The 21,289-nt window shown below is 34.8% G+C and carries 21 protein-coding genes; 2 read left to right on the top strand and 19 right to left on the bottom strand.

Features of this window, described 5'->3' with window-relative positions; translation table 11 throughout:
• Nucleotides 1–9: 9 nt before the first annotated feature.
• From F1847_RS05795 to rplU, 14 genes are all read right to left on the bottom strand, one after another.
• Nucleotides 10–1,407 (bottom strand): cobyrinate a,c-diamide synthase, encoded by a 1,398-nt coding sequence (locus tag F1847_RS05795; protein WP_150072134.1) that lies wholly within the window; start codon nt 1,405–1,407, stop codon nt 10–12.
• 88 nt (nt 1,408–1,495) lie between these two features.
• The gene (gene dsrP / locus F1847_RS05800) at nt 1,496–2,686 is read right to left on the bottom strand and encodes a sulfate reduction electron transfer complex DsrMKJOP subunit DsrP (RefSeq protein WP_150072135.1); all 1,191 of its coding nucleotides are present in this window, start codon (nt 2,684–2,686) and stop codon (nt 1,496–1,498) included.
• A 27-nt stretch (nt 2,687–2,713) separates the two neighbouring features.
• Nucleotides 2,714–3,478, bottom strand: coding sequence for a sulfate reduction electron transfer complex DsrMKJOP subunit DsrO (gene dsrO / locus F1847_RS05805; RefSeq protein WP_150072136.1), 765 nt, complete (start codon nt 3,476–3,478; stop codon nt 2,714–2,716).
• Nucleotides 3,469–3,855 carry a sulfate reduction electron transfer complex DsrMKJOP subunit DsrJ gene (dsrJ, locus tag F1847_RS05810; RefSeq protein ID WP_150072137.1) on the bottom strand — a complete coding sequence of 129 codons (387 nt, stop codon included), beginning with the start codon at nt 3,853–3,855 and terminating at the stop codon, nt 3,469–3,471. The genes dsrO and dsrJ overlap by 10 nt, the downstream gene beginning before the upstream one ends.
• Nucleotides 3,856–3,877: 22 nt before the next feature.
• Entirely contained in the window at nt 3,878–5,500 is a 1,623-nt protein-coding gene (dsrK, locus tag F1847_RS05815; protein WP_150072138.1) for a sulfate reduction electron transfer complex DsrMKJOP subunit DsrK, read from the bottom strand.
• 17 nt (nt 5,501–5,517) lie between these two features.
• Nucleotides 5,518–6,576, bottom strand: a complete 1,059-nt coding sequence (gene dsrM / locus F1847_RS05820; RefSeq protein ID WP_150072139.1) for a sulfate reduction electron transfer complex DsrMKJOP subunit DsrM — start codon at nt 6,574–6,576, stop codon at nt 5,518–5,520.
• Nucleotides 6,577–6,594: 18 nt separating this feature from the next.
• Nucleotides 6,595–7,152, bottom strand: a complete 558-nt coding sequence (locus F1847_RS05825) for an RsbRD N-terminal domain-containing protein (protein ID WP_150072140.1) — start codon at nt 7,150–7,152, stop codon at nt 6,595–6,597.
• 179 nt (nt 7,153–7,331) lie between these two features.
• Nucleotides 7,332–8,750, bottom strand: coding sequence for a DUF342 domain-containing protein (locus tag F1847_RS05830; protein ID WP_150072141.1), 1,419 nt, complete (start codon nt 8,748–8,750; stop codon nt 7,332–7,334).
• Complete coding sequence (tilS, locus tag F1847_RS05835; protein ID WP_168194279.1) at nt 8,747–10,111, bottom strand: tRNA lysidine(34) synthetase TilS; 1,365 nt, start codon at nt 10,109–10,111, stop codon at nt 8,747–8,749. Before tilS ends, F1847_RS05830 begins: the two co-directional genes overlap by 4 nt.
• On the bottom strand, nt 10,101–10,862 hold the full coding sequence (locus tag F1847_RS05840; protein ID WP_150072143.1) for a hypothetical protein: 762 nt from the start codon (nt 10,860–10,862) through the stop codon (nt 10,101–10,103). The genes tilS and F1847_RS05840 overlap by 11 nt, the downstream gene beginning before the upstream one ends.
• Before the next feature lie 5 nt (nt 10,863–10,867).
• Complete coding sequence (locus F1847_RS05845) at nt 10,868–12,286, bottom strand: FapA family protein (protein ID WP_150072144.1); 1,419 nt, start codon at nt 12,284–12,286, stop codon at nt 10,868–10,870.
• The gene (gene plsY / locus F1847_RS05850; RefSeq protein ID WP_150072145.1) at nt 12,279–12,890 is read right to left on the bottom strand and encodes a glycerol-3-phosphate 1-O-acyltransferase PlsY; all 612 of its coding nucleotides are present in this window, start codon (nt 12,888–12,890) and stop codon (nt 12,279–12,281) included. The genes F1847_RS05845 and plsY overlap by 8 nt, the downstream gene beginning before the upstream one ends.
• A gap of 100 nt (nt 12,891–12,990) precedes the next feature.
• The gene (gene rpmA, locus F1847_RS05855) at nt 12,991–13,245 is read right to left on the bottom strand and encodes a 50S ribosomal protein L27 (protein ID WP_150072146.1); all 255 of its coding nucleotides are present in this window, start codon (nt 13,243–13,245) and stop codon (nt 12,991–12,993) included.
• 17 nt (nt 13,246–13,262) lie between these two features.
• Nucleotides 13,263–13,571: a 50S ribosomal protein L21 gene (rplU, locus tag F1847_RS05860; RefSeq protein WP_150072147.1), complete on the bottom strand. Its 309-nt coding sequence runs from the start codon at nt 13,569–13,571 to the stop codon at nt 13,263–13,265.
• A gap of 197 nt (nt 13,572–13,768) precedes the next feature.
• Between rplU and F1847_RS05865 the strand changes: the two genes are divergently transcribed.
• Both F1847_RS05865 and F1847_RS05870 read left to right on the top strand, forming a co-directional pair.
• Nucleotides 13,769–14,398, top strand: a complete 630-nt coding sequence (locus F1847_RS05865) for a CDP-alcohol phosphatidyltransferase family protein (protein WP_150072148.1) — start codon at nt 13,769–13,771, stop codon at nt 14,396–14,398.
• Nucleotides 14,391–15,053: a 2,5-diamino-6-(ribosylamino)-4(3H)-pyrimidinone 5'-phosphate reductase gene (locus F1847_RS05870; RefSeq protein WP_150072149.1), complete on the top strand. Its 663-nt coding sequence runs from the start codon at nt 14,391–14,393 to the stop codon at nt 15,051–15,053. The genes F1847_RS05865 and F1847_RS05870 overlap by 8 nt, the downstream gene beginning before the upstream one ends.
• Here the strand turns inward: F1847_RS05870 and F1847_RS05875 are convergent.
• The 5 genes from F1847_RS05875 to F1847_RS05895 all read right to left on the bottom strand — a co-directional run bounded on the left by F1847_RS05875 (nt 15,044) and on the right by F1847_RS05895 (nt 21,289).
• On the bottom strand, nt 15,044–16,084 hold the full coding sequence (locus F1847_RS05875) for an NAD(P)-dependent oxidoreductase (protein WP_150072150.1): 1,041 nt from the start codon (nt 16,082–16,084) through the stop codon (nt 15,044–15,046). The genes F1847_RS05870 and F1847_RS05875 overlap by 10 nt on opposite strands.
• Nucleotides 16,081–17,256, bottom strand: coding sequence for an iron-containing alcohol dehydrogenase (locus tag F1847_RS05880; protein ID WP_168194280.1), 1,176 nt, complete (start codon nt 17,254–17,256; stop codon nt 16,081–16,083). Before F1847_RS05880 ends, F1847_RS05875 begins: the two co-directional genes overlap by 4 nt.
• Before the next feature lie 84 nt (nt 17,257–17,340).
• A complete protein-coding gene (acs, locus tag F1847_RS05885) occupies nt 17,341–19,317 on the bottom strand; it encodes an acetate--CoA ligase (RefSeq protein ID WP_150072152.1) in 1,977 nt (658 codons plus the stop codon).
• 42 nt (nt 19,318–19,359) lie between these two features.
• Nucleotides 19,360–19,752: a CBS domain-containing protein gene (locus F1847_RS05890; RefSeq protein ID WP_150072153.1), complete on the bottom strand. Its 393-nt coding sequence runs from the start codon at nt 19,750–19,752 to the stop codon at nt 19,360–19,362.
• Between the two features lie 229 nt (nt 19,753–19,981).
• Nucleotides 19,982–21,289 carry an amidohydrolase family protein gene (locus F1847_RS05895; protein ID WP_150072154.1) on the bottom strand — a complete coding sequence of 436 codons (1,308 nt, stop codon included), beginning with the start codon at nt 21,287–21,289 and terminating at the stop codon, nt 19,982–19,984.

Here is a 21,289-nt window from a genome sequence, read left to right on the forward strand (position 1 = left end):
ACACCTCCTTTATGATGTTTTTTTTAGTTTAAACTCTTTAGCCTTTCTTAAAAATTTTTCTGCCCAACATTTTACACTAAAAACATGAATATGTGTATAGGCTGCTAATAAATTTTTATACAAAATTCCGTCTTTTTTTCCCTCAAAACCTACCCCTTTTTCTAGCTCAAAAATCAATTTAAGGTCTTGTTGAGGTTCAAACTCCACAGGTTTTGAGTAATGAAATTCATGTCCTTTTATAGAAAGACCTAAATCAAAATAAGGATTTTCTTTTTTAACTTTAGCTATCACATATCCATGACCTTGGGGGGTAGGTTCTACCTTAAAAATTATAGGTAATACTTCAGACATTGGATATTTCCGATTTTTCCAAATTATTTGTTTTCCTAAATACATCAAACCTCCACATTCAGCATAAACCGGCATACCCTCTAAAACCGCCTCTTTTAAGTCTTTCATTAAATCCCTGTTTTCTGAAAGAGCCTCTGCTTGAACTTCAGGAAATCCCCCACCTAAATAAAGTCCATCTATTTCTGGAAGGGTTTTATCTTCAAAAGCATTTATCAACTTAACCTCAGCCCCAAAGGTCTGAAAACTTTCTAAATTTTCAGGATAATAAAACTGAAAAGCCTTGTCCCAAAACACCCCTATCTTAATCCCGTTCAACTCGCTTCTCTGATCAACCTGAAAAGAAAGGTTTACCTCAAACGGAGGAACATTTTTAGCTATCCCTAAAAGTCCTTCTAAATCAAAGTTTTGTTTGATCGCTTTAGAAAGTTCATCTAAAAAAAGTTCCTGTTGATATTCAAAAGAAGTAATCAGCCCTAAATGCCTTTCTGGAGGCAAATTTTTAAGCTTAGGCAAAGCTCCTAATACCTTTACTCCTGTATAATATTCTATAGATCTTCTTATGATATCTTCATGCCTGGGCCTGGCTATTTTGTTTAAAACAACCCCTTTAATATCTATCCCTTGCTCGAAATTTAAAAATCCTTTAACCAATGGAGCTAAACTTCTAGTAACTTTTGTGCAATCAAGAACTAAAATTACCGGAGAACGGAGGAGCTGAGCTAATTTAGCGGTACTATAACTTCCGTAAACATCTATACCGTCAAAAAGCCCTCTATTGCCTTCTATCACCGCAAGGTCACATTCTTTAGCACCTAAATAAAATGACCTCAAAACATCTTCTTCTTTAAACAAAAAAGGGTCTAAATTTCTACAAGCTGACCCAGAAATCTTAGACAGCCAACCTGCATCTATATAGTCAGGTCCTTTCTTAAAACCTGCAACCTTTAAACCTAATTCTCTAAAAACATAAATAAGACCTATAGTTAATAAAGTCTTACCTGAACCACCTTTATGAGAAGAAATCAGAACTCTAGGAATATTAAAAACCTTATTCATATAGAGCAGTGTAACATAGATTAGAAAAAATAAAAGGGAAGAAGTTTATTTAAACTTCTTCCCTTTTATAGATAAAGTATACATTTGTTTACTTTTTGTATAAAACTCCTTGATATTTTACTCTCAATTCTTTGGCCTCTTTTACCCCTAAGGCTATCTTATAAAGGATGGTTAAAACAAAGAACCCTACAGCCCAAATCCCTATAGCTATTCCTATCTCTAACAAGGTGGGACGATAAGGAGTGATGGTCTCAAAAGGAGTAGGGGTATAACCTCCGGTAATCAAACCAATCCCTTTATCTATCCAAGCAGCTATAAACACTGCTAAGCAAGCAACGGCTAATGTGGTTTCATTTTTTCTAGTAGCTGGAATCACTAAAAGAACCAAAGCTATAAAAGCGAGGACATAAGAAGCCCACATAAATGGTACCCATTCTGCATGTCCATGAAGTCCAGCAAAAAGATATTTAATAGGTGCTTGATGGGATTGTATACCACTATAAAAAGCAGTAAAAACTTCGAAGAAGAAGAAAAGCAAGTTCAAAACAAAAGCATAGGTTACTATTTTAGCTAAGGTCTGAATAGCCCTCTGACCAGCATCAAAGTTAGCTATCCTTTTTAACAATAAAGCTAATAAAATGATAAGGGCAGGACCAGCAGAGAATGCAGAAGCTAAAAACCTAGGAGCCATAATGGCTGTTAACCAAAAATGCCTTCCAGGTATACCTTGATAGATAAAGGCAGTTACGATGTGAATACTTGGAGCCCAAAGGATGGCTAAGTAAATAAATGGCTTGAGCCAAGAAGGATATTTAGTCCCTTTGTATTCAGCATGTAAAACAGTCCATCCACAAAGAAGGTTTAAGAGCAAATAACCAGAAAGGACGCAGGCGTCAAAGAAGAATACAGAGTTAGGAGTAGGATATCTCAAAACGTTTAATACTCTGGTTGGTTGACCTAAGTCTACAAAGATAAAAAGCATACACATCAAAACCGCTGAAATAGCTAAAAACTCACCTAACACTGTAATCTTTCCAAAATCTTTATAGTGGTGCCAGTAATATGGAAGGACTACCATAACCGCCGAGGCAGCTACTCCAACCAAAAAGGTAAAGTTTGCAATATAAAAACCCCAAGACACATCTCTACTCATACCGGTTATACCTAAACCTATCTTCCACTGCTGTAAATAACATAAAAACCCTATAAAAATGAGAGTACCTAAAAAGGCAAGCCATAACCAATACTTTTTACTTCCTGTTAATGCCTTTTCTATCATGTTTCTACCCCTCTCTAATTAAATTTTCTATCCGATTAAATAAAAAACCGAAGGATAGGTGGTTAACTCTTCTTTTCTTCTGATGGCTATTCTCTCTTTCAATATCTTATTAATTTCATCGTTTGGATTTTTTAGGTCTCCAAAATATATAGCTTTAGCAGGACAAGCCTCTACACAAGCAGGAACCTTACCCTCAGCTATCCTTTCATAACAAAGGGTACATTTTTCTACAACACCTTTCATACGACTAGGATATTCAAGATTAACCTTTGAAATAAAGGGTCTTGGGTCTATCCAGTTAAAAGACCTTGCTCCATAAGGACAAGCAGCCATACAAAAACGACACCCTATACATCTATGATAATCCATCATTACAATACCATCTTCTCTTTTAAAAGTAGCCTTAGTAGGGCATACCCTAACACAAGGAGGGTTATCACAATGATTACAGAGAAGTAAAAAAGGTGCATCATGAAATTTTTCGTTTAAATAGTGGTTGGCTTCGTGTTCTGGAAAGGCATGTTCAAACTTTTCTTCCCAAATCCATTTGATTTCCTTTTTCTTATCCGGTATGTTAGGAATATTATGTAAAGAATGACACACCTCTACACATTTTAAACCACAAGTAGCCCTATTCTCCTTACACTTAACCACATCAATAGCTAAAGCCCATCTGCTACCTTTTAAAGCCTCTTGGGGTTTAGTGTAAACCCCACCTACAGCAGCTGAAGCTGCTGTACCTATTAAAGTTAATCCACCTAATTTTAAAAGGTCTCTTCTTTTTATTGCCATTTTTCTGCCACCTCCGGTGCAATGTGACAATGCCAACAATCTGGGTGTGTTACTACAAAATTATGACAACTATCACAAAATTTTTCTTTATTAGTATGGCATTTCATACATGTTTTCTGTAAACTAATAAAATATTTTTCACCATCCTTAGCTATATATAAATGTTTATTTTCACGAATAGCTTGCTTTCTCCAGTCATCTAATAATTTCATATGATAAGCTCTCATATATTCTTTAGATTCAATACACTTCTCTTTATCTTTTGGAAGCTCTGGCTGAGGAATAGCTTCTAACCTACCAAAGTTTAACCACATGGGTGTACTCAAAAATCCTATTAGGATTACTATAAAAATAATTACCTTACCCGCATTATACATATTCAGTCCTCCTTAGGAAGATTTAATCTACGCCTTTTACAGGATTTTTTAACGGTCTTCTTCTTAAGTCCACATCCCTTGACTTTTCACCTTCAAAAACTAAAGCATTAGCCACCAACTCATGAAGACCGCTTACCTCCACCCCAGGGACCCAGTATTGGAAAAGGGTAGGTAAAGCAGCTCTATCTATAGCACAAATACAAACTACTTGATTCACTCCATATTCTTTATGCACATATTCTAAAGCGTTTGCCCTGGGGAAACCACCTCTCATCCTTATTTCCATGTTTTCTCCAGCGTTAAGTCCTGAACCACTACCACAACAGAAGGTTTTTTCGCGTATAGTATTTTCTGGCATTTCTACAAAGTTATTACAGACATGTTTTAACACAAATCTTGGCTCTTCAAAAAATCCCATACCTCTTGAAGTATTGCAAGAATCATGAAATGTAGCTATTACATGGTCATTTCTTGAAGGGTCTAACTTTAACTTTCCATGAGCTATTAAGTCCGCAGTAAATTCAACTATATGAACGATTTTATTAGATTTGGCGTGTTCAAAAACTGTTCCTGTAATAGGAGATTTAGGAACTTCTAAAAAGTCTAGCGGACCAAAGAAGGTGTTATGATACTGGTGCCATACCCTCCACATATGTCCACACTCACCACCAAGCAACCACTTAACCTTAAGCCTTTTAGCCTCTTCGTATATCTTAGAATGAAGCCTTTTAGCCATCTCCATAGAGTTAAAAAAGCCAAAATTTCCACCTTCAGTAGCAAAAGGGCTCATCGTAACGTCTAAATCTAAATAATGGAACAATACAAGATAACCTAACATGGTGTAAATACCTGGTTCAGCAAAATAGTCTCCAGACAAAGGCACAAACATAATTTCTGCACCCTTTCTGTTTATATACTTATCCAAATCTATACGAATACCCGTAAGCTCTTCAAACTCCCATACTAAAAACTCTAAATTTTCTTTAAAAGATTGAGGAGGCACACCGACATGGTTACCTATATAATAACTATTGTGAACAGGCTTAATTCCCCAGTCTGTACCGATACCAAGCTCAAGTAAAACTTCTCTCATCATCATGGTTATTTCTGCCGTGTCTATCCCATAAGGGCAAAAAACGGAACATCTTCTACATTCTGTACACTGATAGAAATAATAAAACCATTCCTTTATTACATCTTCATCTAACTTTCTTGCACCTGCCAACCTTCCAAACAACTTTCCAAAAGCACTAAATTCACCCTTTATCACAGACCTTACCAATTCAGCCCTCAATACAGGCATATTCTTGGGATCACCTGTCCCAAGGAAAAAGTGGCATTTGTCAGCACAGGCTCCACACCTTACACATATATCCATAAATAGTTTAAATGCACGGTTTATTCTCATTCTTCTCTGCAACTCTTCTTTAACCTTCTCTTGCCAGTTTTCAGGAAGAGGCCACTTTTCATCATAAGGTTGCCATTTCCCCATATGGGGAAGGTCTAACTCTTCTAAATATTTAGGCTCTACAATACTTAAATAATAACCTTTTTTAAGTTCTGGTTTTATTTCCATCCAATCTTTGGCTGGAGTGCTCTGCAAATTTACATCAGATATTAACTCTTCAGGCTTGGGAAGGCTCATTCTTACCTCCTTTAATTTTATATGTTTAGATTTTTATGAGGTCCGTATATGGTATACCATTCATGATGCTCTTCTTTTTCTACTTCTTCATCAATAGGAATACCGGCATTTTCCATAGCTTCTCTAAACCTTTCTTGCCATTCTGCATAAGTTAAATGCTTTACCGGATAGTTCCAAGGATTAACATGCATTACCGCACGATTGTTATTAGCCATATTACGGGTGGGGCTAAAAAACACACCTACCATGTGGGCAAGCTTACTAAAAGGAAAGTAAGCAGCTAAAACAGATACCAAAAAGAGATGAATATAAAAAATCGTTCCTATTTTAGCCTCAGGTAAAGAAGGTTTAAACGTAGCTAACCCCAAGGTTAACTGCTTTACCGCATACACATCAACCTTTAGGTTATATCTCATCAACACCCCTGTAATCGCTATACCTAAAATAAGAAATAAAGGAAAATAATCAGATCCATGAGAAAGATAGGAAACTTTTGCGTCAACCAACCTTCTAAGAAGCAGAAAAGAAAGTCCTGCTATAATCAAAATATCGGTAATATAAACCGGAGGCACACCAAAACTATGAATAAAGCTATCCATATAATCTAAAAACTGAATCACTGAAGGAACAGGATTGGTAAACAACCTAAGATGTCTGATAAGAATAATCAAAAAAGACCAATGAAAAAGTATGGCCCCTAACCACAACCATTTGGCAGATCCATAAATAAGCCTTTTCCCCTGAAGGTCAGCCCTAAGGTTTCTAAATAGGCTTCTGAAAAATAATACTTCTAACAACATCCTTAAGATTACATCAAAAGTAGTAAAAGGAGATTCTAAACGGCTGTACTTTATCCAAGGGAAACTTTTTTGCTGACCACAGGTAGTTGGAATTTTAAAGGGTTGAGGAGATTTGGCCCAGCTTACTATCCTATAAATGAGCCCTACCACAAAAATCAAAAAACATACATAAGGTATCACTATAGCAAACAATCCTTGCAAACCTAAAACCCCGACCCCAATCCAGGGGATAAGAAGTAAGACCAAAAAGATCAAAAAACTCCAGCCTACGTTCATACCTCTCTCCCTCTCTTTTTATTGGTTTATTTTTTCTTCAGCCTCAACATGAGGCATCCCTTCCATAGGATCGTAAACTAGACCTGCCCTCTTTAAAAGTAAAAAATGCGCCCTTTTCCATTCATCATATTTAATTTTGTTTAACCTTTCTCTATATTCATAAAAATAATCAAAACCCTTGATAAGAAGGGCGTTTATTTTATCTTCTAATCTTAGAAACTCCTCTATCCCAAACCTATGCAAAAACTCTTCCCCAATTTCTTCTCTTATAATACCTTTAAGCTGAATAAACATCCTTAAGGCTTTAGAGGGGACCTCTTCTTGAACAGCAACCAGTTGAGCAAGCCTTTCTAAGTAATAATTAGCTTCTTCCCAGTTAAATTCCCCGAACAAAACCCTTGTCAAACCTTCAAAAACCTCTTCAATCCTATAACCAAAAGGATTTTGGAATCGGTCAACCTCTCTACTAAAATACTTTTGAGTCTCTTCTCCTAAAGAGTTTAAAAAAACAGATTTCCATTTCTTTAAAATCTTTTCCTGGTTCTCTTCTAAAAACTTAGTTAATTCTTCAGACAATCTTTAAGCCCTCTAAAGAGATTTTAACCTAAATTTATACAATTATCTATGGAAAAGTCAACCCTTGTTTTAAAAGGTAAACTCCCTTTTTTGACTTCTTTTTTAGTTAAAAAAAGATTTTTTTTTATTTTTTTAAATTTTTTCAATTTTTCATTCAAAAAGATAATCTGTTGAAACTCTTAAAGTTTTTTAACGTCGATATTACTTTCCTGATAATAAAAGAGCAAAGGACCTCTTATTTCTTCGTTAATAACTTCTTGTTGGTCGGCTATCCCAAGGATAACCCCAGGATAAACCTTCTCTAAAACCTTTATCGTTTTTTGTTTAAACAATGAAAGTTCTTTTTTCACCTCTATTATTCTTTCTAACAAGTTTTGAAATTCTTTAGTATAAAGATCTTGTTGTTCGATAAGTTTGTTTATAACCTCTTCTTTTTCAGGAGGCACCCTACCCTCTTTAATAAGTTTTTTTCCCAGTTCGATACCTGATTTTAATTTATTTAAAGTTTCTTCATAAAGGATACTTTTTTGCAAAATTTCAAAATACTCTTCTAACAATTTTTTGTTATAACCAGCATAAACCTTTGTAGGTGTCTGGCTTTCATTACCCAAAAGCTTAACTTCTACGCTACCTCCGCCTTTTATCTCACCTCCATAAACCCAGCCCTTACCTGTAGTAACCCAAACATTACCAGAAATAAAGGCTTTAGTAAAAATCATATAATTTTTAATCAAAAGATCTCCGTTTACTTCTAAATTCGCATACTCAACCCCTTTAATCTCTGCCTTGCCCTTAACTTTAACCTTGGTTTCCTCTCCTCTTATGATACCATCACAAACAAAGTTTCCGTCTACTTCTATAAATACTTTATTTTCTGTTCCTCCTTGAAGCTCTAAATCTCCTCTAACCCTTACCTTAAATCCAAACTTTATATCTCCCTGAATGGTTAACTTTTTACCGATAAACCTTATGTTTCCTACAGAGAAATCTACATCTCCTTTGATGGTATACTCTGGGAAGACCTCCAATTTATTTCCTTGTAAAACTAAAACCCCGGCAGTCTTAGCTTTTACCAAGTTTTCTTCATCGATAAAAAGGTTTTCTCCTAAGGTTATTTTAGATGGTTCTTTCACCTCAGGAGGAGGTATAGGCTCCCCCAAAACATTCATTCCTGGAATACCCGGTATAGGGGGAATCCATTTAGCTATAGGCTCGTTTTGGTCTATGCAAACAAGCTTTCTGGGTACTTCTCTTATGTCTTGACGATCAACCTCTTTTTCTGCTTCTTGGTTAGTTTCTTCAAACAAAAAAGCAAATTTATCTAAAAACTCTATTTTTTCAGGAAAAGGTGGTTTAGGTGGTAATCCTTTGGCTACTATAACTTTATCCCCAACAAGCTCTGGTTCCTCTAAAATTCCAAAAATGTTGGCTTTTTTTATTTCTTCTCTTATTTTTTCCCAATTTTTGATAAAATCTTTAAGCAAAATCCTTTCTGAAGGTTTTACAGGGAAATATACCATCATTTCATCCTGACTAAGATATAAAAGGAAATCTCCAAACCACAGACCTTCTTTTTTAAACTGATTTCGGTCTATCATTTTAAAGGGAAAACCTCTAAAACTAAAACTTCTTCATCTTCCTTTGGCCTGTAAGCTGGGGCAATATAGATACCCCAAACGGCTATTATTTTACCTTCATGTTCTATAATTAGAACCTGATCTCTTAAATGATGAGGGATCCCTTTTTCTTGAAAAAACTTTTTTAATTTTTTGTGTCCTAAAGAAGGGATGAAAACCTTATCCCCTGGTTTTCTATTCCGAATTATAAAAGGAAATGAAAGTTTTTTGGCTGAAAAACACATTACCAAAGGAGTTTTTTTTATTTCTGAAGTTTTTATTTTATAAACCTTTAAAATTTCTTGATTAGGAAGAAGGTACTCTCCTTCGGTTTTTATTTCTAACTCAAAAAAAGGAAGGTTAAAAACCTTTTTAGAAAAGGCTAAGTAACCTGGACCACGATAAGCTATATAATCTCCTGGAAGATAAACAGGTCCCTTTACATGTTTAGTAAGTAGCCTCTCCAAGTTTTCAATATGAGAGAAAGAGACCCTAAATAAAGGAAGGTTTATTTCTTGGAAAACCAAAAAATATATTCTCTTTCTCAACGTAGTAGAAAGTTGTTTAAGGTCATAAAGTTTTAACCGGATGTTCTTTCCATCAAAACTTTTCAATTTTTCATAATGTTTTTTGGCAAGATCCTCTATCAGTTCTTCTTCTTCCGCTATGATTAAGGCTACTTTTTTGAGGTTTTGTTTGATGTTTTTGTTGAAATTTTGTTCTAAATAAGGGATTAAAAGATGTCTTACCTTATTTCTTACAAACCTTAGGTCATTGTTGGTTGGATCTTCGACCCATTTTAATCCTCGCTCTTCTACAAACCGCCTTATTTCTTCTTTACTTACAAACAAAAAGGGTCTTATAATAAGGTCTTCCCTTTTTATAGGAATACCTGATAGTCCTCTTTTGCCTGTACCCCTTATTATTTTTAAAAATACCTCTTCTGCCAAGTCATCCAAATGATGAGCCAAAGCTACCCTTTGTAGATCATACTTTTTAGCTAAAAAATACCATAGACGATACCTAAGTTCCCTCCCTGCCATTTCTAAACTAAGTTTTTCACGTTTAGCATAAAGAGGCACAGGAGAAGCAGTGTAAAAAAAAGGAATACTTTTTTGTTTACATAGTTGATATACAAACATAGCGTCTTTATAAGAGTTTTTTCTTATTTTATGGTCATAATGAGATACAAAAAGAGAAAGTTTGTATTCTTTTTGTAAAAGGCAAAAAACCTCTAAAAGAGCTACAGAATCAAGACCTCCAGAAATGGCAAGAAGTACTCGGTCTCCTTTTTGTAAAAGCTTAAACTTTTCGATTGCCTGTTTTATAGTGTTAATAAACATAGCTAAGAATAGTTTTGGCGTTTTCTGGATAAAGCTCATAGGATTTTTTAGAAAGTAAAGATAGTTTATGATAAATCTCAGCAAAATTTGGAAGAGGTTTAAACTCTTTAAACAACAACTCTAAAGAGGGCGCTTTCTCTATTTTCAAAGCTTCTGTAAGCGAAGACCAAACCTTTTCTTTATCCTCTATAGAACCTATTTCTAAGCTTTCTCCAGAGAGCTTATGAAAAAAATTTAAAATATAACTTAAATCAAATCTTTTATAAAAGTTCTGGGTTTCCTCCTCCAACTCTTGATAAGCCTTTTTTAATTTCTTAAGTTTTAATATAAAATCCTCTAAAACCTTGCTAAACCTTTTATAAACTGTAAAGAAAAGTTTTACAAACTTACTTTTAGTAGTTAAAGCAAAAGAAGAAGTTACATTAGCAAAAAGCTTTTTTTTAAGCACCTCCTCAGGGAGGTTAAATTCTTTAGCAAAAACTTCTTTACTTAATTTACAAGTCTCTCTTAAAGGAAAATCAGTAATTTTCTCAAACTCAGCCACTAAGTCCTCATCTTTATTTAGTAAAAAAAACACCCTCCAGCTGTTGTTAAAAACCCGTTTATATAAACCTTTTAACTGCTCGATTTCTTCTTTAAAAAGGTTCCATTTTTCTTCTAAAAAAATTTTTTCTCTAAAATAAGTTTCGGCTATTTCTTTTTTGATTTCTATACTTAAGCTTTCTGAAAGTTCATCCCAATTTTTTATCATTTAGTCTAACCTTTTTCTATATTTATTTTATTGTCTTCTAACCTAAAAATTACTGGTCCAGGTATTTCTTCTACCACCGTATAAAAAACATCAGCGATACCTATCATAACTCCAGGATAAACCTTTTCTGTAACCTTAACAAACTTAGACTTATACACGTTTAACTCTTTTTTTATAGCCTTTAATTGTTCTAAAAGTTCTTCTAACTCCTTAGAATAAAGTTCATATTGTTTTTGGATTTTTTCAAGGATTTTTTGTTTTTCTGAAGATAATCCCCCTTCTTCTTTAAGCTTTCTTCCTAAATCTATCCCTACTTTAAGTTTATTTAAGGTTTCTTCTAAAAGTATAGCTTGTTGAAGCTTTTTTAGATAATCATCGATTAAGTCAGATTTATATCCAGCTAAGACCTTGGTAGAAGTTTGGGTCTCATTACCTAAAATCTTAGCTTCTATCTCCTCACAGGATTTAATTACTCCTCCATAGATAATCCCTTTGCCTGAAGTGGCTTCTATCTTTCCAAATACGGTGGTTTCTGAAAAAATAAGATAATTTTTTACTAATAAATCTCCCAAGACTTCTAACTTAGCATGCTCAACCCCTTTAATCTCTGCCTTACCATTAACTTTAACCTTAGTCTCCTCTCCTCTTATGATACCATCACAAACAAAGTTTCCGTCTACTTCTATAAATACTTTATTTTCTGTTCCTCCTTGAAGCTCTAAATCTCCCTTAACCCTTACCTTAAACCCAAACCTTATATCTCCCTTTATTGTTAATTTTTTTCCGATAAAATCTATGTTTCCTATAGAAAAATCTACATCTCCTTTTATTTCATATTCTGGAAAAATCTCAAGTTTATTTTGACTAAACACTAAAACACCTGACTGTTTAGCTTTTATAAATTTTTCTTCGTCTATAAACAAATTGTCTCCTAACTGAACTTGAGGCTGCCCTGCCGGTTGAGGAGCTTGAAGAGTTTCCCCAAAAACATTAACTCCATCTATCCCTGGAATCGGAGGAAACCATTTACCAAGAACTTCACTTTCTTCAGCACAGATTATTTTTTTATGTATTTCCCTTATATCCTTTATTTTATCTTTTTCCTGAAACTCTGGTTGGTCTGGTTGAAAATTAACAACCTTTGCAAATTTTTCTAAAAGTTCTATTTTTTCTGGAACAAAAGGAGTGATATCTATACCTTTGGCTACTACTAATTTATCTTCTAAAACCTCTGGCTCTTCTAAAATGCCAAAAAAACCCTCTTCGCTAAGCCTTTGTTTTACCTGAGGCCAAAGCTCTTTAAATTTTTTTAAAACATCTTCGTTAGGAGGCTCTTCTAAAAAAATCTTTAGCTCATCATCTGAAATCCTAAATTTAAAACCTTCTAAAAGAATACCTTCTTTTTTTATTTCTTCTTTATCCATGTTTGTGCTTTCTCCAGGATTTTTCTTCTCCCCTTAAAAGCCTTCTTATGTTGTCTTTATGTTTATACCAAATTAAAACACCTAAAAGGGTTGCACATATTATATATTCGGTAGGATAATTAAAAATAAAAAGATTGATGGGTAAAAAAATGGTGGCAAGTAAAGACCCTACAGAAACAAAGCCTGTCAAAGCTACCCCTGCAAGAAAGGTTAATAAACTTACTAACATAGCCTTAGGTGCAAGAAACAAAAATACTCCTATGGTAGTAGCAACCCCTTTTCCGCCTTTAAACTTTAAAAAAACAGAAAAAAGATGCCCTAAAACAGCAAAAAAACCAGCTAAAGAAAGGATTAGTTCCTGAGGATAAGAGATTTTGGATTTAAACAAATAGGCTATCAAAAGGGCTAAAACACCTTTTGAAGCATCCCCTAAAAAGGTTATTATCCCCCATTTTTTCCCTAAAAGTCTGGCTACATTTGTAGCACCTGGATTTTTACTACCTTCCTTTCTTGGGTCTACTCCAAAAGGTAAAGACACTAACAGTGCAAAGGGGATTGATCCTAAAATATAACTTATTGTGGAGATAAAAATTAAATAAACCACAAAAAAATTTTAAACGAATTTTTAATAAATGGCAAGGAATTAACGGATAAAATTAGGTGGGTTAGTGTATCTATGGACCAACCCACCTAATGCTTAGAAGCTATATATTAGGATAAACGCTTACTACTTTTCTTCCGTTCTTGGTTTCAAACTTAACAAAACCGCTTATTTTAGCAAAGATGGTGTAATCCTTACCCACCCCTACGTTAAATCCTGGGTGAACCTTAGTCCCCCTTTGTCTAACTATAATCTCTCCTGCTTTTACAAACTGACCTCCATATCTTTTAACCCCTAAACGTTTAGAGTTAGAATCTCTTCCGTTTCTTGAAGAACCACCAGCCTTCTTATGAGCCATTTAAACCTTCCCTCCTTTTACAAAATTTCTTTAATCTCTATCGTAGTTATCAGTTGTCTATGACCTTTTTTTCTTTTGTAACCTTTTTTGGCTCTTTTCTTAAAGACAATCACTTTAGGACCTTTGGCATGGTCTACCACAGAGGCTACTACCTTTGCCCCTTCAACTACAGGATTTCCTAACTTTACTTCTCCTTCTTTGTTAACCAAAAGCACCTCTGAAATTTCTATGGTATCTCCTACATTTGCTTCTAATTTTTCTACCTTAATTCTATCGCCAGGTTTTACTACATACTGCTTTCCACCAGTCCTAATTACAGCAAACACGGAAACCCTCCCTTGCTTAAATTTTTCATCCTAAAAGATAGCTTAAAAACAGGTTTTGTCAATATTTTTCAGAAGATGTTTTTAACGTCTAAAATATTTTTACCCAAATACTATTATCTTACTTCTAAAGACCACCCAAGAGGGGGGAATAGGTTATTATTGACTTTTGTTTGATTATCAAATAAAATATTATAATTATGAACCTTACTTCAAAAAAGGCTTATTTCAGACGTTTCTATTTTCTGTTAGGACTTTTTCTTTATAAAGTTAACCTATCTCCTAATTTTGTTACTTCTCTATCTTTAATCTCTGGAACTTTTGCAGGTATATGTTTTTATTATGATTACTTAATTACGGCTGCTTTTTTATTATTTTTATCAGGCCTTTTAGACCTTCTTGATGGTGAATTAGCCAGGCTTTCAGGTCGTCCCACCAAATTTGGAGCGGTTTTTGATTGGATCGCTGATAAATGGGTAGATGGAGTAGTATTAGGAACGATTGCTTATGTATATACAGATGCTTTTTGGACTATATTAGCTATAGTGTCTTCGATGCTTCATTCTTTTATTAAACCTGTAGTATATGCCGAAATAGGTTATCAAGTAAAACTAAAAGGGAAAATTCAAGACCCTTTAGAAAACACAGGTTTCTTTGGACGTCCTGAAACCCATTTAAGCCTTCTTTTTTTTACTTTTTTAGAAAAACTTAGTTTTTATGATATAGGGCTTGAGTTCGGTATTAAACTTATTACTTTGTTAAGCTTAGCTTCTTTTATCAGTAGATTAGTATATCTATACCAAAACTTTAGAGGAGTAAAGGATGAATAGACCTTATGTAATAATCGTTTCTGAAGTAACGATAGACGGAAAACTTACTTTATACAGAGGGGCTTCAAGCAAAGAATTGATGAGTATTATGACTAAAGAGGTTTATCGTTATTTGCATGCTATAAGGGCTGAGGTTGACGGTATCATGGTAGGGTGTGAAACAGTAAGAACAGACGACCCAAGCTTAACCGTAAGATATGTAGAAGGAAAAAATCCTGTAAGGATTATACCTTGTTCTACGGCTAATGTGCCTTATAACTCTAACATTCTTTCTAAAGAAGCTCCTACCATCATAGCTACTACCAAAAGAGCTCCTAAAGAAAAAATAGAGAAATTGAAAGAACTTGGGGCTGAGGTTATCATCTCTGGGGAAGAGTTGGTAGACTTTAGTTTACTTTTACCAGACCTCTATCAAAGAGGTATTAAAAAACTGATGGTAGAAGGGGGTTCCTCTATAAACTGGGAGTTTGTAAAAAATAGATACGTAGATGAAATAAGAATTATCCACCTTCCAATAATAGTAGGAGGAGAAAACGTACCTACTTTTGTAGGTGGAGAAGGTTTTAAATCTCTTACCAAAGTATTAAGGTTAGAAATAAAAAATTTTTTTAAAATTGACGAATTTTTAATTTCTGAATGGAAGGTTCAAAAATAGAATTGATAACTGGTTGAAAGCTGTTTATAGTTTAAAAACTCTGCGATTACTTCAACTACCCAAAGGATATCTCTTTTTATGGCGTCTTTAGTATAATGGGCTGTATGGGGCGTAAAAATAACATTAGGATAACCTAATAAATGAAGGGTTTTAAATGCCCTTTCATAATCTTGAAGAGAAAATTTACCCTCCAATACCTTTTTCATTTCAAGCAAGAGTTTTTCTCCCTCAAACACATCAAGAGCGATTCCTCCTTGAAGTTTTTGATTTTGTAAGGCCCAAATTAAAGCTTCTGTGTCTACAATAGGACCACGGGCAGTATTAATCAACATGGCTTCATCTTTAACCAATTTTATGTTTTCAAGGTTTATCATATGGTGAGTTTTAGGATAATAAGGTACCATTACTACTATGATATCGGATAATTTAAGCAACTCTTCTAAAGAGAGATAGGTTACATTAAACTTTTCTTTTAACTGAGGGTCTGGCTTTATATCATGAGCTAAAACCTTCATCCCTATACCATGGGCTATCCTTACTACCTCTTTTCCTATTCTTCCTGTCCCTATAATCCCTATTTTTTTACCAAAAAGGTCTAAACCTAAAAGTCCTTCTCTTGAAAAATCCAAATTTTTAATTTTTGAGATAGCTACATTTACTCTTTTAGCCAAAGCAAAAATAAGCCCTATGGTATGCTCTGCTACTGTATTAGAAGCATAATAAGGAGAATTAGCAACCATTATTCCTCTTTTTTGACAACATAAAACATCTATATGGTCTGTACCTGTAGTTCTCGTAATCACGAGTTTTAGATTAGGAAGTTGACTTAGTACTTTTTCAGTTATTAAAGAACTAATATAAATTACTACTATATCTAAATTTGTATATAATTTTGCCGAAAACTCATCTAAAGGGTCTGAGGTAAAAATAATCTCTATGTTAGACAAAGCAGGTCCCAATTTTTGGTTTAATTGTGTTACATAATATTCCTTTTCCCAGTCTTTTTCTATCTCAAAAATCGCTATTTTCATAGGTTTTTCTCTTCATAATAGGCTAAATGGAAAATCCCTCTTATGTCTTCTTTAGAAATTTCTTCAGCTACCTCCCAGATGGTTAAAATATGATAAGCCTTGTCTACCAAGTAGTCTAAATCTTCTTTTGGAATCTTTAAGTCTTTTAAAGTATAAAGCAATCTCAAGTCTCTCAACCAGTTTTCAAAAACTTCAATACCCATCTCTACCGAAATCTTATCTTCTACCTTTATGCCCAAGACTTTTTCGAAAAATTTATGAAGAAGTTTATTTTTTTTATGAACTTTCATCCAGGCATAAGTAATCACTGCCAAACCTAAACCATGAGGAAGGTCATAAACTCCACTTAAGGTGTGTTCTAAAGCATGGATAAAAAAGCGATATTTGCCTACCCCTGCCTTAGGTAAACCACATAAAGCTAAAGAAGAAGCCCACATAAGGTTTGCCCTAGCTTCATAGTTGGTAGGGTCATACATAGCAACTTTAGACCATCTCATAATATTTTTCATTAAAGCTACCATCAAGTCTTCGGTAAGACAATCTTTTTTATATTCCCTACTTACAAAAACCTCAAAAACATGAGAAAAGGCATCAAAAGCTCCATAAGCGGTATAATCTGGGGGAACGCTAAAAGTAAACGTAGGGTCTAAAAAGGTAAGTTTAGGAAAAATAAAGGGAGAGCTCATAGAGAGTTTAACCTTGGTCTCATCGTTTACGATAACACTTATGTTATTAAGCTCTGAACCTGTTCCAGAGATGGTTGGAATAGCTACTATAGGTAACGCCTCCGTAGGGAATGCCTTTCTTTCATAAAAATCCCATATCTTTTCTTCTGCAAAAACTCCACAAGCGATAGCCTTAGCAGTATCTATAACACTTCCTCCACCAGTAGCCAAAATAAAACTTACTCCTTCTTCTTTAGCCACTTTTATCCCTTCTAAAACTTTAGACAATAAAGGGTTAGCCTTTACTCCTCCAAACTCTACATACTCTATTTTAGCCTTTTTTAATACCTCTTTAACTTGTTCGTAAACTCCATTTCTCATTATAGAACTTCTTCCAAACACCCAAAGAGCCTTTTTACCTAAACTTGGAATTTCCTTAGGGAATTGCCTTAAAACTTTTTTTCCAAAAAAAACCTTTGTCGGAAGATAAAACCCAAAATTTTTCATCCACATTCCCCCAAAATAAAATAGACCTATAGGGATAAACCCTATAGGTCTATTTTTAATCAAAATTAAAAATAAATCAACAGGTTAGGCCAAATTTTTTCTTAAACTTACTAGTTTTTCTACTACCTCTGGTTCTGCCAAAGTACTGGTATCTCCTAAATCTTCAAACTGACCAGAAGCTATTTTTCTTAAAATCCTTCTCATGATTTTTCCGCTTCTGGTCTTAGGTAATCCCGGAGCAAAAAGGATATGGTCTGGAGTAGCTATAGGACCAATAACTTTCCTAATATGGTTTACCAATTCTTTTTTAAGCTCTGGAGTAGGATCAAAACCTTCTCTTAGGACTATGTAGGCAAAAATACCTTCACCTTTTATTTCATGAGGAAATCCAACAACCGCAGCCTCTGCTACTGCAGGATGTTCTACAAAAGCAGACTCTAATTCCATCGTACCAAGCCTATGGCCTGACACATTGATAACATCATCAAGCCTTCCCATAATCCAAAAATATCCGTCTTCATCCTTTCTGGCACCATCTCCAGTATAATAATATCCTGGGAACCTACTGAAATAAACTTCTTTAAACCTCTTTTCATCTCCCCAAACTCCTCTTGCCATACCAGGCCAAGCCCTTTTTATACAGAGATGTCCTCCTTCATTGATGTCCGCCTCTGTTCCATCAGCCCTTAAAATTACAGGCTCTATACCAGGTAAAGGATAGGTAGCTGAGCCTGGCTTTTGAGGCACAGCAAAAGGTATTGGGGCTATCATATGTCCACCGGTCTCAGTTTGCCACCAAGTATCTACGACTGGACAGCGATTACGTCCTACGTGAGCATAAAACCAAACCCAAGCTTCTGGATTTATAGGTTCTCCCACTGTACCTAAAATTCTTAAGCTAGAAAGATTATATTTTTTAGGCCATTTATCTCCTTCTCTCATCAAAGCCCTTATCGCTGTAGGAGCTGTATAAAACACCGTAACCCCATATCTGTCTACCAACTCCCACCATCTTCCTGGGTCTGGATAGGTAGGAACTCCCTCATACATAAAAACAGTAGCCCCTAAAGCTAAAGGTCCATAAACTACATAAGAATGTCCGGTAATCCAACCTATGTCAGCAGTGCACCAATAAATGTCTTCAGGTTTAAGGTCAAAGACCCATTGAGTAGTATGGGCAGCATATACTAAATATCCACCAGTAGTATGATAAACCCCCTTCGGTTTTCCTGTAGTTCCCGAAGTATACAAAATAAAAAGAGGATCTTCCGCATCCATTATCTCATACTCGCAGTACTCAGCTATGCTTAAATCCTTTTTAAGGTCGTCATAAAAAACACAACGGTTATCCTTTAACTCAATAGGATCTCCAAAACGGTTTAAAACAATACAGTATTCTACACAATCACAATCTTTTATCGCCTCTTCAGCTCTGTCTAATAGAGTGATCCGCCTTCCAGCCCTATAAGTTCCATCACAGGTAATAACTACCTTAGACTGAGCGTCAAGGATACGAACTTTAAGCGCCTCTGAAGAGAAACCTCCAAACACTACACTATGTATAGCTCCTATCCTTGCACAAGCTAACATGGCTGCCACAGCCTCTGGCATAGTAGGAAGATAAATCGTCACCCTGTCGCCTTTTTCTACCCCTAAATTTTTTAAAATCTTAGCAAATTTACATATCTCGCTATGGAGCATATTATAGGTATACACCTTGATATCTCTGTCAGGCTCACCTTGCCAAATGATGGCGGCTTTGTTTTTAATAGCTGGATTGTCTAAATGCCTGTCTACACAGTTAAAACAAGCATTAAGCTTACCTCCCTCAAAAAACTTAATCTCTGGTTTATAAAAATCCCAATAACAAGTCCTATCCCAATATTTAAACCAAGTAATCAACTCTTTAGCCCTTTCAGCCCAAAACTCATCGGGATCATCTAAAGAATATTGATAGATTTGTTTATATTTGTAACGAGAAGAAATATAAGCTTGGTCCTTACCTTCTTGAGGTGGATAAAAAATCCTACCCTCTTTTAACAAAGATGTTAACTCTCCCATCTTTCCCTCCTTGTTTAAAATTTTTTATGTAAACCATTAGATTTATACATGCGGCTTTATGATGTCTCTTAAAGTTACCATACCTACCAGTTTTCCTCCTGAGGTTACAGGAAGTCTTACTACATTTGCCATCGACATGAGTTTAGCCGCATATTTGATATCATAATAATCTGGAACAGTGATACAAGGTTTGGTCATAACTTCTAAAACCCTGACCTTTTCTAAAGGTAACCCTTTAGCTATAACCTTATAAACTATGTCTTTAACCGTAATAATTCCGTAGGCATCTTCTTCATCTACCTTATCTACTACCAATCCTCTATAACCGGTTTTCATCATAAGTTCTGCCGCTTCTTTTACTGTTGCGTTACCGTCGATGGTAGCCACAGGTGTAGTCATTACATCTCTTACTTTTATTTTTTCAATCTCAATCATAAGCCCCTCCTTATAAATATGATTTGTAGTTATTAAATTCTATATTACAAACATACTAAAATTTAAAATAGCTTTGTTAAAAATTTCACTAATATATTTTACTTACAACATTCTTATAACAAAATTTATGCCTGACTTGCACACTAAGAAAACAAAAAAAATGTCTATTTTTATTAAAATTGTGGTGATGCAAAATGCCTCAAAGAGGAAAATCGCCTCATTTAATCTTTTAGGTAATAATCTCCCAAACTTCTGTTTTTATTCTATCTATCTGTTCTATTACCATGTCTTCATCTATATGAAGGATTTTATAATCCTTCATGATCCATCTTCCGTCAACCATTAGATGAGAAACACACCCTGCCTTGGCTGTATAAACTATCAAAGCAAAAGGATTATAGTCTGGCTGTAAAGAATGATTAGAAAGGTCTATTACTGCAAGGTCAGCTTTATAACCTATAGCTAGTTTACCTGTATCTGAAAAACCCAAGGCTTTAGCCCCACCTTCTGTAGCAGCGTAAAAAATATCTTTAGCCGTTATAACCGTTGGGTCTTCCTTTACTCCTTTCTGTATTAAACTTGCTGTTCGCATCTCAGAAAACATATCAAGGTCGTTATTGCTGGCAGGGCCATCGGTGCCTAAGGCTAAGTTTATCCCAGCTTTTATCACTTCAGGTATCGGTGCGATTCCTGATCCTAACTTTAAATTACTTTCAGGACAATGAACAAAACTGGCCTTAGCCTGAGCCATAAGCTCTATTTCCTTAGGAGTTATCTTAACTCCATGAACCGCTATAAGGTTTTCATTAACCCCTCCTATATCATAAAGAAGTTCTATCGGAGTTTTACCATAACGTTCTTTTACTACCTTTATTTCTTCCTGATTTTCGGAAAGATGAATGTGAAGTTTAACTCCATATTTTTCTGTAAGTTTAATACACCTTTTTACCGTTTCAGAAGAACAGGTGTATAAAGTATGAGGACATACTGCTATTTTTATTAAAGAATGGTTCTGAAAATTTTTTAACAAACTTTCTGTAAGTTCAAAACCTTTTTCTAAAGGGCCATAACTAGGAGAGGGAAAATCAAAAAGTCCTTCACCAACCAAAGCCTTTACCCCGGCTTCCTCAACGGCTTTTATTACTTCTTCTTCAAAAAGGTACATATCACAGAAAAGTGTAATTCCTGACCTTATCATCTCTATGATAGAAAGTAAACTTCCCCAATAAACCCAATCTCTCTTTAGTTTAGCTTCTACCGGAAAGATATACTGATGTAGCCAAGTCATAAGGGATAGGTCTTCTGCTATCCCCCTCAAAATACTCATCGGAATATGGGTATGCCCGTTTACCAACCCTGGGATAATTATACCACTTTTAAACACCTCTTTATTTGCATTTGGATATTTCACCTTAAGCTCTTCTCCAAGACCTATGTCTAAAATAAATCCGTCTTTTATTAAAATTCCTCCGTCTCTTATAGGTTTTTCGTAGGCTGATGGAACTATCCACTTGGCTAAAACTAACTTTTCACCCAT

Origin of the sequence: Thermodesulfobacterium sp. TA1 (assembly GCF_008630935.1) — a bacterium.
Classification (GTDB): Bacteria; Desulfobacterota; Thermodesulfobacteria; order Thermodesulfobacteriales; family Thermodesulfobacteriaceae; genus Thermodesulfobacterium.

Coding starts and splice junctions, on each gene's coding strand:
- F1847_RS05795 (WP_150072134.1), bottom strand. CDS start 1,407: ATGAATAAGGTTTTTAATATTCCTAGAGTTCTGATTTCTTCTCATAAA.
- dsrP (WP_150072135.1), bottom strand. CDS start 2,686: ATGATAGAAAAGGCATTAACAGGAAGTAAAAAGTATTGGTTATGGCTT.
- dsrO (WP_150072136.1), bottom strand. CDS start 3,478: ATGGCAATAAAAAGAAGAGACCTTTTAAAATTAGGTGGATTAACTTTA.
- dsrJ (WP_150072137.1), bottom strand. CDS start 3,855: ATGTATAATGCGGGTAAGGTAATTATTTTTATAGTAATCCTAATAGGA.
- dsrK (WP_150072138.1), bottom strand. CDS start 5,500: ATGAGCCTTCCCAAGCCTGAAGAGTTAATATCTGATGTAAATTTGCAG.
- dsrM (WP_150072139.1), bottom strand. CDS start 6,576: ATGAACGTAGGCTGGAGTTTTTTGATCTTTTTGGTCTTACTTCTTATC.
- F1847_RS05830 (WP_150072141.1), bottom strand. CDS start 8,750: ATGATAGACCGAAATCAGTTTAAAAAAGAAGGTCTGTGGTTTGGAGAT.
- tilS (WP_168194279.1), bottom strand. CDS start 10,111: ATGTTTATTAACACTATAAAACAGGCAATCGAAAAGTTTAAGCTTTTA.
- F1847_RS05840 (WP_150072143.1), bottom strand. CDS start 10,862: ATGATAAAAAATTGGGATGAACTTTCAGAAAGCTTAAGTATAGAAATC.
- F1847_RS05845 (WP_150072144.1), bottom strand. CDS start 12,286: ATGGATAAAGAAGAAATAAAAAAAGAAGGTATTCTTTTAGAAGGTTTT.
- rpmA (WP_150072146.1), bottom strand. CDS start 13,245: ATGGCTCATAAGAAGGCTGGTGGTTCTTCAAGAAACGGAAGAGATTCT.
- F1847_RS05865 (WP_150072148.1), top strand. CDS start 13,769: ATGAACCTTACTTCAAAAAAGGCTTATTTCAGACGTTTCTATTTTCTG.
- F1847_RS05870 (WP_150072149.1), top strand. CDS start 14,391: ATGAATAGACCTTATGTAATAATCGTTTCTGAAGTAACGATAGACGGA.
- F1847_RS05875 (WP_150072150.1), bottom strand. CDS start 16,084: ATGAAAATAGCGATTTTTGAGATAGAAAAAGACTGGGAAAAGGAATAT.
- F1847_RS05880 (WP_168194280.1), bottom strand. CDS start 17,256: ATGAAAAATTTTGGGTTTTATCTTCCGACAAAGGTTTTTTTTGGAAAA.
- acs (WP_150072152.1), bottom strand. CDS start 19,317: ATGGGAGAGTTAACATCTTTGTTAAAAGAGGGTAGGATTTTTTATCCA.
- F1847_RS05890 (WP_150072153.1), bottom strand. CDS start 19,752: ATGATTGAGATTGAAAAAATAAAAGTAAGAGATGTAATGACTACACCT.
- F1847_RS05895 (WP_150072154.1), bottom strand. CDS start 21,289: ATGGGTGAAAAGTTAGTTTTAGCCAAGTGGATAGTTCCATCAGCCTAC.